12 protein-coding genes and 1 tRNA gene are annotated in these 12,993 nt (G+C 61.4%); 9 read left to right on the top strand and 4 right to left on the bottom strand.

Going from position 1 to position 12,993, the window contains the following annotated elements; translation table 11 throughout:
* Positions 1–9 precede the first annotated feature (9 nt).
* On the bottom strand, positions 10–747 hold the full coding sequence (locus ABCR88_RS26705) for a hypothetical protein (protein ID WP_350403684.1): 738 nt from the start codon (positions 745–747) through the stop codon (positions 10–12).
* A gap of 49 nt (positions 748–796) precedes the next feature.
* A complete protein-coding gene (locus ABCR88_RS26700) occupies positions 797–1,642 on the bottom strand; it encodes an AraC family transcriptional regulator (RefSeq protein WP_011063241.1) in 846 nt (281 codons plus the stop codon).
* 84 nt (positions 1,643–1,726) lie between these two features.
* Here ABCR88_RS26700 and ABCR88_RS26695 point away from each other — a divergent pair, with 84 nt between their 5' ends.
* The 4 genes from ABCR88_RS26695 to ABCR88_RS26680 all read left to right on the top strand — a co-directional run bounded on the left by ABCR88_RS26695 (position 1,727) and on the right by ABCR88_RS26680 (position 6,104).
* Positions 1,727–2,350 carry a glutathione S-transferase family protein gene (locus ABCR88_RS26695; protein WP_011063240.1) on the top strand — a complete coding sequence of 208 codons (624 nt, stop codon included), beginning with the start codon at positions 1,727–1,729 and terminating at the stop codon, positions 2,348–2,350.
* Between the two features lie 127 nt (positions 2,351–2,477).
* A complete protein-coding gene (locus tag ABCR88_RS26690) occupies positions 2,478–3,821 on the top strand; it encodes a SidA/IucD/PvdA family monooxygenase (RefSeq protein WP_236185498.1) in 1,344 nt (447 codons plus the stop codon).
* Positions 3,822–3,886: 65 nt separating this feature from the next.
* A complete protein-coding gene (ectB, locus tag ABCR88_RS26685; protein ID WP_019094259.1) occupies positions 3,887–5,209 on the top strand; it encodes a diaminobutyrate--2-oxoglutarate transaminase in 1,323 nt (440 codons plus the stop codon).
* Complete coding sequence (locus ABCR88_RS26680) at positions 5,199–6,104, top strand: DMT family transporter (RefSeq protein WP_011063237.1); 906 nt, start codon at positions 5,199–5,201, stop codon at positions 6,102–6,104. The genes ectB and ABCR88_RS26680 overlap by 11 nt, the downstream gene beginning before the upstream one ends.
* 96 nt (positions 6,105–6,200) lie before the next feature.
* On the opposite strand, the gene ppk2 is transcribed toward ABCR88_RS26680, so the two are convergent.
* Complete coding sequence (ppk2, locus tag ABCR88_RS26675) at positions 6,201–7,097, bottom strand: polyphosphate kinase 2 (protein WP_161466650.1); 897 nt, start codon at positions 7,095–7,097, stop codon at positions 6,201–6,203.
* A gap of 417 nt (positions 7,098–7,514) precedes the next feature.
* Here ppk2 and ABCR88_RS26670 point away from each other — a divergent pair, with 417 nt between their 5' ends.
* Positions 7,515–8,183 carry a M35 family metallo-endopeptidase gene (locus ABCR88_RS26670; RefSeq protein ID WP_011063235.1) on the top strand — a complete coding sequence of 223 codons (669 nt, stop codon included), beginning with the start codon at positions 7,515–7,517 and terminating at the stop codon, positions 8,181–8,183.
* A gap of 101 nt (positions 8,184–8,284) precedes the next feature.
* On the opposite strand, the gene ABCR88_RS26665 is transcribed toward ABCR88_RS26670, so the two are convergent.
* Positions 8,285–8,369, bottom strand: a tRNA-Leu gene (locus ABCR88_RS26665).
* A gap of 108 nt (positions 8,370–8,477) precedes the next feature.
* Between ABCR88_RS26665 and queA the strand changes: the two genes are divergently transcribed.
* The 4 genes from queA (at position 8,478) to secD (ending at position 12,989) form a co-directional block, all read left to right on the top strand.
* Positions 8,478–9,542: a tRNA preQ1(34) S-adenosylmethionine ribosyltransferase-isomerase QueA gene (gene queA, locus ABCR88_RS26660; RefSeq protein ID WP_011063226.1), complete on the top strand. Its 1,065-nt coding sequence runs from the start codon at positions 8,478–8,480 to the stop codon at positions 9,540–9,542.
* A 14-nt stretch (positions 9,543–9,556) separates the two neighbouring features.
* A complete protein-coding gene (gene tgt, locus ABCR88_RS26655; RefSeq protein WP_162470478.1) occupies positions 9,557–10,672 on the top strand; it encodes a tRNA guanosine(34) transglycosylase Tgt in 1,116 nt (371 codons plus the stop codon).
* A 47-nt stretch (positions 10,673–10,719) separates the two neighbouring features.
* Entirely contained in the window at positions 10,720–11,058 is a 339-nt protein-coding gene (gene yajC, locus ABCR88_RS26650; protein ID WP_011063224.1) for a preprotein translocase subunit YajC, read from the top strand.
* Positions 11,059–11,120: 62 nt separating this feature from the next.
* Entirely contained in the window at positions 11,121–12,989 is a 1,869-nt protein-coding gene (secD, locus tag ABCR88_RS26645; RefSeq protein WP_011063223.1) for a protein translocase subunit SecD, read from the top strand.
* Positions 12,990–12,993 lie beyond the last annotated feature (4 nt).

The raw sequence follows: 12,993 nt of genomic DNA, 5'->3' as shown, positions 1-12,993 counted from the left end.
GGGTGGGACTCAGGACCAGTCGAAGCAGAACAGCACCAGCCCTTCCACCGGTTCGTAGAACATCACGATCAGGTCGGCGCCGCTGATTCCGTAGTGGCTGGCCGGTACGCTGAGCGCGTGCTCGAAGCGCCGGCCAGCGGGGCTCAAGGGCCAGACGTCGATGTCGCCGCTGTCATCCGTGGCTTCGACGATATCCATGGGAAACTCCACGGTTTCCACCCAGTTGCCATAGCCCTCGGCGATGCCGGCCATCTGGTCGATGAAGGTCATGTGGTAGTCGCTGTCCTCCGGCCAGGTCAGGCGGCCGAGTTCCTGGTAGCGCTGGCGCGCGGCCTGGTAGTCGGCGTGCTCTTTGGCATAGTGGCTTTGCAGGCTGGCCCGCACATTGCGCCGGGGCTCGGGCAGATCGGCATTGCCCGGGTGCAGGAAGAAGTAGCGCGGGTCGCCGCACAGGCGATAGCGGCCGTTCTCGATCTTGAAGCCGATCCAGTTGGTCTTCAGCAGTTCGCTGCCAAAGCCGCAGTCTGCCGTCAATTCGCCTACCAACCCCTCATCGGGTTCGATGGGGCTCAGCAGGTGCAGGCGCCCGGACCAGCCGGGGTTGATCAGGTTGGCGTCGATGGACAGCAGCGGCAGCAGGTGCTCGGCCAGCTCCTGCTGGTCGGCGACGAACAGCTCTCGGGCGTCGGGGTAGGCGACGGCGCCGGCAGGCAGTTGGGTGCATTCCGGGGTCTGGATCGTGGGCATACAGCGGGTCCTTGCTCAAACGGGAACAACAGGGAAAGAAGGCCGCGCCTCAGGCGCGGCTGTTACGGAAACTGCCGGGGGTAATGCCCACCACCTTCTTGAAGGCGCGGGTCATGTGGCTCTGATCGAAGAAGCCGCAGCTGAACGAGGCTTCCGCCAGGCTGGCGCCGGTGCGCAGCAGGTTCTGCACCTGGGCCACGCGTTTCTGGATCTGGTAGCTGTGGGGCGACACGCCCACGGTCTTCTTGAACACGCGGATCAGGTACAGCGGGTCCATGTCCACCAGTTGCGCCAGTTCTTCCAGGGGAATGTGCCGGGCGTATTCGTCTTCGAGCTTCTTCTTGATGAACTTGACGGCGCTGCGCTCGGCGCTGGCGATGGCGGCAATGGGGGCGCCGCTGCGTTCGAAGAGTTGGGTCACCAGGTCCAGGAGGATGGATTCGCGCTCCAGGCTGGGTGGGGAATTTTCGATGATCTGGTGTTGCTGGAGGAAGGTCAGGGCAAAGCTGGGGTCCAGGTTCAGGGCATTCTGGAACAGATGGATGTGCTCGGCGCCGAAGCGGCCCTGGAAAATCACCCGGTTGACCCAGCCCGGGTCGAGGTAAAGCATGCGGTACATCCAGCCCTGGTCATGCCCGGGGAGGCCGTCATGAATTTCCCCCGGGGTGATGGTGACCACGCTGCCGGCGCTGCCCAAGTAGTAGCTGCCTCTATAGAAGAGTTTTTCCACCCCGCTGCTTATAACGCCTACTGCATACCGATCATGTGAATGCCTGCCAAAAGACTGAGTGCTGTAACGCGCCGATAACAACTCACAGTCGCCTTCTGGTATTCGCCAAAACTGCACGAAATCCTTGTCTGGCCTAAAGACTTTGCCGGGTTGGTGCTCATCCATGAGTTTGTCCAGTTTTGTGCAATACGTTGGAAAAGAGGGCCGCTAAATTTAGCACCCATTTCACAACGCGAGCTAGGGGAAGTGATGCCTACAAAACTAGTTATTGGGGATTACAAAAAGTCTTCATGGTCATTTCGTGCATGGCTGGTTCTTGTAACGGCAGACGTCTCCTTCGAGACCCTTCAGGTCAAGCTGGAACAGGATGACACCCGCCAGCAGATCCTGCGCTATTCGCCCTCGGGCAAGGTGCCGGCACTGCTGCTGGACAAGGTGGTGATCAACGACAGCCTGGCCATCTGCGAGTACGTTGCCGGTGCCTATCCGGCGGCCAACCTGTGGCCCCAGGACCCGCTGGTCAAGGCCCAGGCCCGCGCTGCCGCGGCGGAAATGCACTCCGGGTTCGTCAACCTGCGTACCCAGATGTCCTTCGGCCTGAACACCGGCGATACCCCCGAGCCGCTGACCGCCGACACCCAGGAAGAGATCCAGCGGATCTTCGACATCTGGACCAACCTGCGCCACGCCAGCGGCTCCAAGCAGTTCCTGTGCGGCGACTTCGGCATCGTCGATGCCATGTTCGTACCGGTGGTGTTCCGCTTCCGTCGTTATGGCGTGGCGGTGCCGGCACAACTTCAGGCTTATGTCGAACAAGTTCTGGCCTACCCGCCAGTACAAAAGTGGCTGAAGTTGGCTGCGGAAGAAGTTTGAAAAAGCCGAACTAGTTATAACGAATAACGCTAACTAAAAATTAATGGCTATTTGACGGAAGGCAGAAAAGACCCTGGTGTTTTTTCTGCTTTTTCGAGTCTGACTTTTGTTGCAGGAAGGGGAATTTATGAGTGTTCATAAAGTGACTGCCAAGGATGTTGGCCGTGAAGGGCAAGTTTACGACGTGATCGGCATCGGTTTTGGCCCGGCGAACATCGCCCTGGCCATCGCCATGGAAGAGATGGAATTTGCCGGCACCCGGCTGTTTCTCGAGCGTCACGCGAGCACTCAATGGCAACCGGAGATGATGCTCTCCGGCAGCGATATCCAGAACCACCCGAGCCGTGATCTGGTAACGCCGCGCAACCCGCGCAGCCGCTACACCTTCACCAACTTCCTGTTCGAGAACGACCGCCTGTTCGAACACCTGAACCTGGGCCTGGAGTTCCCCCTGCGCAGCGAGTTCGCCGAGTACGTACGCTGGGTTGCCGGCTTTTTCTCCCGGGACGTGGCCTACAACCAGAGCGTGAGCCAGATCCAGGTCGACCCAGCCAGCAACCTCTACACCATCACCACCCAGGCCGGCGTGCAGTACCAGGCGCGCTCCGTGGTCCTGGCCCCGGGCCGCACCCCGGTGATTCCGCAGGTGTTCGCCAACGCCGCGGCGGACCGGGTGTTCCACCTGACCCAGTACCTGGGGCGCCTGGAGAGCCTCGCGCAGAAGGGTGAGCTCAAGCGCGTGGCGGTGGTCGGCGGCAGCCAGAGCGCCATCGAAATCATCCTGCACCTGCGCCACACCTACCCGAACCTGGAAATCGTCAGCGTGCAGCGCGGCTACGGCTTCCGCCTCAAGGACACCAGCCAGTTCAGCGAGCACGTGTACTTCCCGTCCTTCGTCGACCAGTACTACAACAGCTCCGCCGAGGCGAAGAAGAACATCAACCGCCACCTGCACTACACCAACTATTCCGCTGCCGATGCCGACGTAATCAAGGAACTCTACGTGGGCATGTATGAGGACAAGCTGCAGGGCCGCGAGCGCGTGATCATCAAGGGGCTCAGCGAGATCCAGGGCTGCACGCCGGACGGCGAGGGCTACAGCCTGTCGCTGCGCAACAGCAGCACCCACGCCACCGAGGAGCTGGGCGGGCTGGACGCGATCGTCCTGGCCACGGGTTTTCGCAACCTCGGCACCGGCCCCCAGGAAGAACGCTACCCGGCGATCCTCAAGGACCTGGCCGAACACCTGGAGAGCGACGCTCAGGGCGTGATCCGCATCGGGCGCGACTACAGCCTGGCCGCAGCCAAGGGCAGCCATCTGCCCGCGTTGTACCTCAATGGTCTGTGCGAATCCTCCCACGGCTATGGCGATGCCGGCTCCTTCAGCCTGCTGTCGCTGCGCTCGCGGGACATTTTCAACTCGCTGAACCAGCAACTGGGCCTGGCCCAGGCTGCAGAAAAGATCGCTTGAGCCGCTGCATCGAATCCTGAACCTCGACCCCTTTATGTGAGCAGGCAGCAATGGATATTTCAGAAATGGATGAGTTGGGCGTATTTGCGGATGTGGAGTCTTCGGCGCGCAGTTACTGCCGCAGCTTTCCGGTGGTCTTCGACCAGGCCCAGGGCAGTCATCTGTATGACCTGAAAGGCCAGGCCTATATCGACTTCCTGAGCTGCGCCGGGTCCGTGAACTATGGCCACAACCCCAAGGCGGTGAAGGCCGCGGTGATCGACTACCTGCAACGGGACGGCATCCAGGCCGCCCTGGACATGCACAGCCGGGCCAAGCAGGAGTTCATCTACAACTTCCGCAAGATCATCCTGGCGCCCCGGGCCCTGCCCTACAAAATGCAGTTCACCTCGCCCACCGGCACCAGCGTGGTGGAGTCGGCGGTCAAACTGGCGCGCAAGGTCACCGGGCGCCGGCACATCGTGGCCTTCACCAACGGCTTCCACGGCATGTCCAACACCTCCCTGGGGCTGACCGGCAACCGTGACAACCGCCAGCCAGGGGTGGATCCCTATGTGTTCCGCATGCCGTTCGACGGTTACCTGGAAGGCCTGGATTCCATCGCCTACTTCGAGCGCCTGGTCAAGGACAACAGTTCCGGCATGGACCTGCCGGCAGCGGTGATCCTGGAAACCATCCAGGGCGAAGGCGGGATCAACGTGGCTTCGGCAGAGTTTCTCCAGCGCCTGCGCCAGCTGACCGCCGAGCACGGCATCCTGCTGATCGTCGACGACATCCAGGCCGGCTGCGGCCGTACCGGGACCTTCTTCAGCTTCGAGCCCTCGGGCATCACCCCGGACATGGTCTGCCTGTCCAAGTCCCTCAGCGGCTACGGCTTGCCTTTCGCCCTGCTGCTGCATCGCCCGGAACTGGACCAATGGTCCCCTGGCGAGGACAACGGCACTTTCCGCGGCAACACCCTGGCCTTTGTCGCCGCCACCAAGACCGTGCAGGAGTTCTGGAGCGATGACCGCCTGGTCAAGCACATCCAGGCCAACGAAGCACAGCTCAAGGAGTGGCTGGCTGAGGTGACCGAACGCTTCGCCGGGCATATCAAGGATGTGCGCGGGCGCGGGCTGTTCTACGGCATCGAGTTCCACGACCCGGCCCTGGCCGCCGCGGTGATGCGTGCCTGCTTCGCCCGCCGCCTGATCATCGAGCGCTGCGGTCCGGTGGACCAGGTACTCAAGCTGATGCCGGCGCTGACCATCAGCAGCGAAACGCTGCAGGCCGGCCTGGCGAGCATTTTCGACGCCATGCAACAGGTGCTGGAGCAGGGCAAGTTAAGTGACCCGGACCAGGACGTCGATCCTCTGGTCTTCATTAATGGAGTCGCGCATGTCGACTAATACCAACCGCGCCATCATCGAGCTGACCATTGGTGGCTTGATGCTCAGCCTGTCGGCGCTGGCGGTGGCCTTTGCCCACATCGGCGCCGGTGGGGCCGGGTTCTACCGCATGCTGTTCGCCTCGATCCTGTTCTTCCTGCTGCTCAAGGTGCGGCGCATCCCGGTGCTGCTCAAGAGCGCCAAGGCGCAGCTGTACACGGCCCTGGCCGGAGTGTTCCTGGCCATCGACCTGGTGCTCTGGCACCAGAGCATCTACATCGTCGGCCCGGGCATCGGCTCGATCCTGACCAACTGCCAGGTGTTCTTCATGACCCTGCTGGGGCTGTACCTGCTCAAGGAGAAGCCGTCGATCTACTTCCTGATCTCCATCACCCTGGCGTTTATCGGCCTGTACCTGTTGCTGCTGCCGGAAATGACCAGTGCAGTGGGCATCAAGGGGGTGGTCTATGGCGTGCTTTCGGGCCTGGCCTACGCCATTTGCGTGTATTTCCTCAAGGTCAACACGCAGTTGCCTGACGGTGGGGGCGACAAGATCGCACAGATGCTCAACCTGAGCCTGTGGGCCGCGCTGGTGCTGCTGGTGTATGCCCTGGCCATGGGGGAAAGCCTGGCCATCGTCGATGGGCAGACCCTGGTGATGCTGATCATCTATGGGGTGATGGTGCAATTCGTGGGTTGGTTGCTGGTCAACCGCTCCATCGGTGCCATCAGCCTGGGCCTGGCGGGGCTGATCCTGCTGCTGGAACCGGTGATCACCTACTTCGTCGATGTGGCGTTTCTCGGCAAGGCCAGCTCGGCGCTGCAGATCGCGGGTGCGCTGCTGACCATCTTTGCGGTGTACATCGGCTCTATCAAGCCACCGGAGAAGGTGACGCCGGTGACCGAGGCTGCCTGAGGCCTCGAGCTGATCCAGCGCTCTGATTCAAAGATCCGCTCGACTTTTGCTGCGCACAGACCCGCCTGTCTGCGCGCAGTTTTTTTTGCCCGGGATTCAGGCCGACAAGGCCAGGCGCGTGGCTCGCGGATCTGTCGCAGCCTGGGCCTGGGTGCCTTCATCCTCTTCCAGTACCCGCGAGGCGCGGCCCACCAGCAATGGGTCCGGGGCGTGGGCGACTTTCAGGTCCTTGCCCGGGTAGTCCAGCTCGTGCAGGAAGTGGCGGATACAGTTGATTCGCGCGCGTTTCTTGTCATCGGACTTGATCACCGTCCAAGGGGCATCGGCGGTGTCGGTGTGGAAGAACATCGCCTGTTTGGCGGCGGTGTACTCGTCCCACTTGTCCAGGGACTTGATGTCGATGGGCGAGAGCTTCCAGTGCTTGAGCGGGTCGTCCCGACGGGAGATGAAGCGGCGCAGCTGTTCTTCGCGGTTCACCGAGAACCAGAACTTGAACATCAGGATGCCGCTGTTGCACAGCATGCGCTCCAGCTCCGGGGTCTGGCGCATGAACTCCAGGTATTGCAGGGGCGAGCAGAACTCCATCACCCGTTCCACCCCGGCGCGGTTGTACCAGGAGCGGTCGAAGAAGACCATTTCCCCGGCGGTGGGCAGGTGCTGGATATAGCGCTGGAAGTACCACTGGCCCTTTTCCTGTTCCGAGGGCTTTTCCAGGGCCACGATCCGCGCGCCGCGGGGGTTGAGGTGTTCCATGAAGCGCTTGATGGTGCCGCCCTTGCCAGCAGCGTCACGGCCTTCGAACAGCACCACGATGCGCTGCCCGGTTTCCTTGACCCAGCTTTGCACCTTGAGCAGTTCGATCTGCAGTTCGTTCTTGGCCTTTTCGTACTCGGCGCGGCGCATGCGGTTGCGGTACGGATAATTGCCCGGCAGCGCAGCGGACACGCTGTCTTCGTTGGAGCCGCGCGGCGCGCTGGCCACCTGTAGGGCCATGGGCTTCTGACTGATGGCGCTGATCTCGGCCTCGGCGGCTTTCACCGGTGCAGCCTTGCTCGCTGTGCGTGGGCGACGCGGGCGCGGCGTTGCGGGTTTGCGCGGGGTGCTCTTGGCAGAGCTGGCTTCCGGCAAGGCTTTGGGTTGGGTGCGGAGGGTGGATTCTTCACTCATATAAGGAGGGCCTGTACGTCTCGTTCAAATGTTCACTTACAAGTGTATGGCCCTCAAACGTCGGCTCTTTGACCTCCATCAAGGATGTGCCCGAGAGATGCTTGTATCAGGCGCGCGGGGCCCTGGCGCCGGCTACGGAAGCAATTCCTGCTGATGCACCGCGAGCCTCGGGAATCCAATGCGAGTGTCGCCCCTGGCAGGGGGAGCGACATTCCTCGGAACCTGCATGGAAGGATGCTGAATATGGATACTGATACCGTTGTTCATTCAAGCCGCCGTCGTCTGGCGCGTCGCTGGCAAAGTCTGTTGCTGCTACTGGGCCTGGGTGCGCTGGCGCAATCGGCGCTCGCCATCAACGTGGCGTTTGACGGTTCCTGTGCCACCCAGGCTGACCGTACCGCGGTGAGCAATGCCGTGGCTGTCGCTACTACCTGGTCGACCAATGCCTACAACCAGGTCAACAACAATGAAGCGACCTTTCGCCGCAATCAGGACCTGGCCTACCGGACCTGGTTCGGTACCTTCAGCCAGGATCGCTACCAGCGGGTGCGTGCAGTGCTCGACGGGGTGCGTTTCAAGCTCAACAGTGGCAACACCCTGACGGCCTATTGCCGGGTCAACCCGAATGACCCTTGCGACGCGCCCGGGGATATCGCCGCCACCTACGTCAACGCCCGCGGGGACGTGCAGGCCTGGTTCTGCACGGCATTCTTTGCCCTGCCGCCGCGCGTGGGCTTCGATACCCAGGCCGGTACCGTGGTGCATGAACTGACCCATTCCATTGGCCACACCACCGATATCCCCGGCGCCTACGGCGTGGCGGGATCGCAGAACCTGGGAGCCAACCGCCCGAGCGACGCGGTGGAGAATGCCGACAACTACGAGTACTACGTGGAGGACTTGTACGACTGAGCAGGGCGGGGAAAGAGGCCCGCAACGGGAGGTGTGCGCCGTGCTGGCACTTTTCTGCAGGCGAAAAAAAAGACCTTGGATTTCAAGGTCTTTTTCATGTTTGGTGCCCCGAGGGAGACTCGAACTCCCACTTCTTGCGAAAACGGATTTTGAATCCGCCGCGTCTACCAATTCCGCCATCAGGGCTCAATGGCGGCGAAGTATAGAGAGGCGCTTACCGTTGGTCAATCGGCTTTCATGGTCAATTTTTGCTTAATCCGCTAAACTTTCCGGCCCTGCTAGACGAACCCCATCATGCGCGTTGCTGACTTTACCTTCGAGCTTCCTGATTCGCTGATCGCCCGCCATCCACTGGCCGAGCGTCGCGGCAGCCGTCTGTTGACCCTGGATGGGCCAACCGGCGCCTTGGCCCACCGTCAATTCACTGATTTGCTTGAGCATTTGCGCCCGGGCGATCTGATGGTGTTCAACAATACCCGGGTGATTCCGGCCCGTCTGTTCGGTCAGAAGGCTTCCGGCGGCAAGCTGGAAATCCTCGTCGAGCGGGTGCTGGACAGCCACCGTGTGCTGGCCCATGTGCGCTCCAGCAAGTCGCCCAAGCCTGGGTCGAAGATCCTCATCGACGGCGGTGGCGAAGCCGAGATGCTGGCGCGCCATGACACGCTCTTCGAGCTGGGCTTTGCCGAAGAAGTGCTGCCGCTGCTGGACCGGGTCGGGCACATGCCGTTGCCTCCTTATATAGACCGTCCGGATGAAGGCGCCGATCGCGAGCGTTACCAGACCGTGTACGCCCAGCGCCTGGGCGCGGTGGCGGCACCGACCGCCGGGCTGCATTTCGACCAGCCGCTGCTGGAGGCCATTGCCGCCAAGGGCGTGGAGACCGCGTTCGTCACCCTGCACGTGGGGGCTGGCACCTTCCAGCCGGTGCGGGTCGAGCGCATCGAAGATCACCATATGCACCATGAGTGGCTGGAAGTCGGCCAGGACGTGGTGGATGCAGTCGCTGCGTGCCGGGCTCGCGGTGGCCGGGTGGTGGCAGTGGGCACCACCAGCGTGCGCTCCCTGGAAAGCGCCGCGCGCGATGGCGTGCTCAAGCCGTTCAGTGGCGACACCGACATCTTTATCTACCCGGGCCGGCCGTTCCATGTGGTCGATGCCCTGGTGACCAACTTCCATCTGCCGGAATCCACGCTGTTGATGCTGGTTTCGGCGTTCGCCGGCTATCCAGAGACCATGGCCGCCTATCGCGCCGCGGTGGAAAATGGATACCGCTTTTTCAGCTACGGTGATGCGATGTTCATCACCCGTAATCCCGCGCCGACCGCTCCCAAGGATCTGGCCCCCGAGGAAACTGTATGAGTCGCACTTGTCGTATGTCCTTCGAGCTCCTGGCCACTGATGGCAAGGCTCGTCGCGGTCGCCTGACCTTCCCCCGCGGCACGGTGGAAACCCCGGCCTTCATGCCGGTGGGCACCTATGGCACGGTCAAGGGCATGCTGCCGCGGGATATCGTCGCTACCGGCGCCGAAATCATCCTCGGCAACACCTTCCACCTGTGGCTGCGCCCGGGTACGGAAGTGATCAAGGCCCACGGTGACCTGCATGATTTCATGCAGTGGAAAGGCCCGATTCTGACCGACTCCGGTGGCTTCCAGGTGTTCAGCCTGGGTGCCATGCGCAAGATCAAGGAAGAGGGCGTGACCTTCGCCTCGCCGGTGGACGGCGCCAAGGTGTTCATGGGCCCGGAAGAGTCGATGCAAGTGCAGCGCGACCTGGGTTCGGACATCGTGATGATCTTCGATGAATGCACGCCGTACCCGGCTGATGAAGACGTGGCGCGGATCTCCATGGAGCTGTCCCTGCGCTGGGCCCAGCGCTCGAAGAATGCCCACGGCGACAACACCGCGGCGCTCTTCGGTATCGTCCAGGGCGGCATGCACCAGGACCTGCGCATGCGCTCCCTGGAAGGCCTGGACAAGATCGGCTTCGACGGCCTGGCCATTGGCGGCCTGTCGGTGGGCGAGCCCAAGCATGAAATGATCAAGGTCCTGGACTACCTGCCAGGCCAGATGCCAGCCGACAAACCTCGTTACCTTATGGGAGTTGGCAAGCCGGAAGATCTGGTTGAGGGTGTGCGCCGCGGTGTGGACATGTTCGATTGCGTGATGCCAACCCGCAATGCCCGCAATGGGCATCTGTTCATCGATACAGGCGTGCTGAAGATCCGTAACGCGTTTCATCGCCATGATGATTCGCCGCTGGACCCAACTTGTGATTGCTACACCTGCCAGAACTTCTCCCGTGCTTATCTGCACCACTTGGACAAGTGCGGGGAAATGCTCGGGAGTATGCTCAATACCATCCATAATTTGCGCCATTACCAGCGTCTTATGGCTGGTTTGCGCGAGGCTATTCAACAAGGTACATTGGCCGCCTTTGTCGATTCCTTCTATGCCAAACGCGGGTTACCCGTGCCGCCTTTAGAATAAGTTCTAAAGACGTTAAGACACTAATTCTGAAATTATCGGAGTGTTAAATGAGCTTTTTGATCCCTGCCGCGTATGCGGACGCCGCTGCACCTGCCGCTGCCGGTCCTGCTGGCACTGGTTTCGAGTGGATTTTCCTGGTCGGCTTCCTGGTCATCTTCTATCTGATGATCTGGCGCCCACAGGCCAAGCGCGCCAAAGAGCAGAAGAACCTGCTGGGTAGCCTGCAGAAAGGCGACGAAGTTGTGACCACCGGCGGTATTGCCGGCAAGATCAACAAAGTGACCGATGACTTCGTGGTTCTGGAAGTGTCGGACTCCGTTGAACTGAAGTTCCAGAAGGGCGCGATCGCTGCCACGCTGCCAAAAGGCACGCTGAAAGCGATCTAAGTTTCATCTTTTACCAATCGACGGGGCGCGCAAGGCGCCCCGCGTCATAAACGGGCGGCGTGATGCTGAACAAATATCCTCTGTGGAAGTACCTACTGATCCTGGCGGTGCTGGCGATCGGTTTTATTTATTCCGCTCCCAATCTATACCCTGATGATCCGGCCATTCAGGTCAGCGGCGCGAGTACCGCGTTGCAGGTTACTCAGGCGGATCTGGATCGTGCGAGCAAAGCGCTCACCGACGCCGGCATCAACGTCAAGGCTTCTTCCATTGCCGCCAACGGCAAGGGTGGCCTGCTGCGCTTGACCAACAAGGAAGACCAGCTTCCGGCCAAGGATGTAGTGCGCAAGGCGCTGGGCGATGACTATGTGGTGGCGTTGAACCTGGCGCAAACCACTCCGCAATGGCTGCGCAACCTCGGTGCGCACCCGATGAAACTGGGTCTGGACTTGTCCGGTGGTGTGCACTTCCTGCTGGAAGTGGACATGGACAAAGCCCTCGACGCCCGCCTGAAAGTCTATGAAGGCGACGTCAAGAGCCTGCTGCGCAAAGAGCGCCTGCGCTATCGCAGCCTGCCGCAGCTCAATGGCGCCATCCAGCTGGGCTTCAGCGATGAAGACAGCCGTGAGCAGGCCCGTTCGCTGATCCGCAAGAACTTCAATGATTTCGATATCGTACCGGCCGACCTCAATGGCCAACCGGTGCTGCGTCTGGCGATGACCCCAGCCAAGCTGGCGGAAATCCGCGAATACTCCATCAAGCAGAACTTGACCACCGTGCGTAACCGGGTCAACGAGCTGGGTGTGGCCGAGCCTCTGGTTCAGCGCCAGGGTGCCAACCGTATCGTGGTTGAGCTGCCGGGCGTGCAGGACACCGCTGAAGCCAAGCGGATCCTGGGCAAGACCGCCAACCTGGAGTTCCGTCTGGCCGCCGAGCCGGGTGCTTCCAAGGCGACTTCCGAGTCCTTCGAATTCCGTGAGGGCAATCGTCCTCCAGCGCAGATCGAGCGTGGCCTGATCATCACCGGTGACCAGGTGACCGATGCCCAGGCCGGTTACGACGAGCATGGCCGCCCACAGGTGAACATCAAGCTTGATGGCCACGGTGGCGAGCTGATGAACCGTTCGACCCGCAGCAACGTCGGCCGCAGCATGGCGGTGATCTTCATCGAGCAGAAGCCGATCACCACCTATACCAAGCAGGTGGTCGACGGCGTCGAGAAGGACGTGCCGGTCCAGGCGTTCAAGGAAGAGAAGAAGATCATCAGCCTGGCGACCATTCAGTCGCCGCTGGGCAGCCAGTTCCGTATCACTGGCCTCAATGGCCAGGGCGAGTCCTCCGAACTGGCGCTGCTGTTGCGTGCCGGTGGTCTGGCGGCGCCGATGTACTTCGCTGAAGAGCGCACAATCGGTCCGAGCCTGGGTGCTGACAACATCACCAAGGGTATCGATGCGTCGCTGTGGGGCATGCTGTTCGTGTCGCTGTTCATCATCGCCATCTACCGCTTCTTCGGGGTGATCGCCACTGTGGCGCTGGCCTTGAACATGGTGTTGCTGCTGGCCCTGATGTCCCTGCTGGGGGCTACGCTGACCCTGCCGGGTATCGCCGGTATCGTGCTGACCATGGGCATGGCGGTGGACGCCAACGTGCTGATCTTCTCGCGGATACGTGAAGAGATCGCCGCCGGCATGACCGTGCAGCGAGCAATCAACGAAGGCTTCGGCCGGGCATTCACCGCGATTCTGGACTCCAACCTGACCACATTGCTGGTGGGTGGCATCCTCTTTGCCATGGGCACCGGCCCGGTCAAGGGCTTTGCGGTGACCATGTCCCTCGGGATCTTTACCTCGATGTTCACGGCCATCTGGCTGACCCGCGCGATGGTCAACCTGATCTTCGGCGGTCGTGACTTCAAGAAGTTGTGGATTTAAGGGG

The sequence above is a fragment of the Pseudomonas sp. W17 genome, from assembly GCF_040268305.1.
GTDB lineage: Bacteria > Pseudomonadota > Gammaproteobacteria > Pseudomonadales > Pseudomonadaceae > Aquipseudomonas > Aquipseudomonas protegens.
The sequence above is the reverse complement of the archived record's forward strand: the minus strand, read 5'-3'. Positions and strand labels throughout refer to the sequence as shown.

Bases quoted from the DNA above. Each gene is read 5' to 3' on its own strand.
- ABCR88_RS26690 (WP_236185498.1), top strand. From the start codon at position 2,478: ATGAGTGTTCATAAAGTGACTGCCAAGGATGTTGGCCGTGAAGGGCAA.
- queA (WP_011063226.1), top strand. From the start codon at position 8,478: ATGCGCGTTGCTGACTTTACCTTCGAGCTTCCTGATTCGCTGATCGCC.
- ABCR88_RS26705 (WP_350403684.1), bottom strand. From the start codon at position 747: ATGCCCACGATCCAGACCCCGGAATGCACCCAACTGCCTGCCGGCGCC.
- secD (WP_011063223.1), top strand. From the start codon at position 11,121: ATGCTGAACAAATATCCTCTGTGGAAGTACCTACTGATCCTGGCGGTG.
- ectB (WP_019094259.1), top strand. From the start codon at position 3,887: ATGGATGAGTTGGGCGTATTTGCGGATGTGGAGTCTTCGGCGCGCAGT.
- ABCR88_RS26670 (WP_011063235.1), top strand. From the start codon at position 7,515: ATGGATACTGATACCGTTGTTCATTCAAGCCGCCGTCGTCTGGCGCGT.
- ABCR88_RS26695 (WP_011063240.1), top strand. From the start codon at position 1,727: ATGCCTACAAAACTAGTTATTGGGGATTACAAAAAGTCTTCATGGTCA.
- yajC (WP_011063224.1), top strand. From the start codon at position 10,720: ATGAGCTTTTTGATCCCTGCCGCGTATGCGGACGCCGCTGCACCTGCC.
- ABCR88_RS26680 (WP_011063237.1), top strand. From the start codon at position 5,199: ATGTCGACTAATACCAACCGCGCCATCATCGAGCTGACCATTGGTGGC.
- ppk2 (WP_161466650.1), bottom strand. From the start codon at position 7,097: ATGGCCCTACAGGTGGCCAGCGCGCCGCGCGGCTCCAACGAAGACAGC.
- tgt (WP_162470478.1), top strand. From the start codon at position 9,557: ATGTCCTTCGAGCTCCTGGCCACTGATGGCAAGGCTCGTCGCGGTCGC.
- ABCR88_RS26700 (WP_011063241.1), bottom strand. From the start codon at position 1,642: ATGGATGAGCACCAACCCGGCAAAGTCTTTAGGCCAGACAAGGATTTC.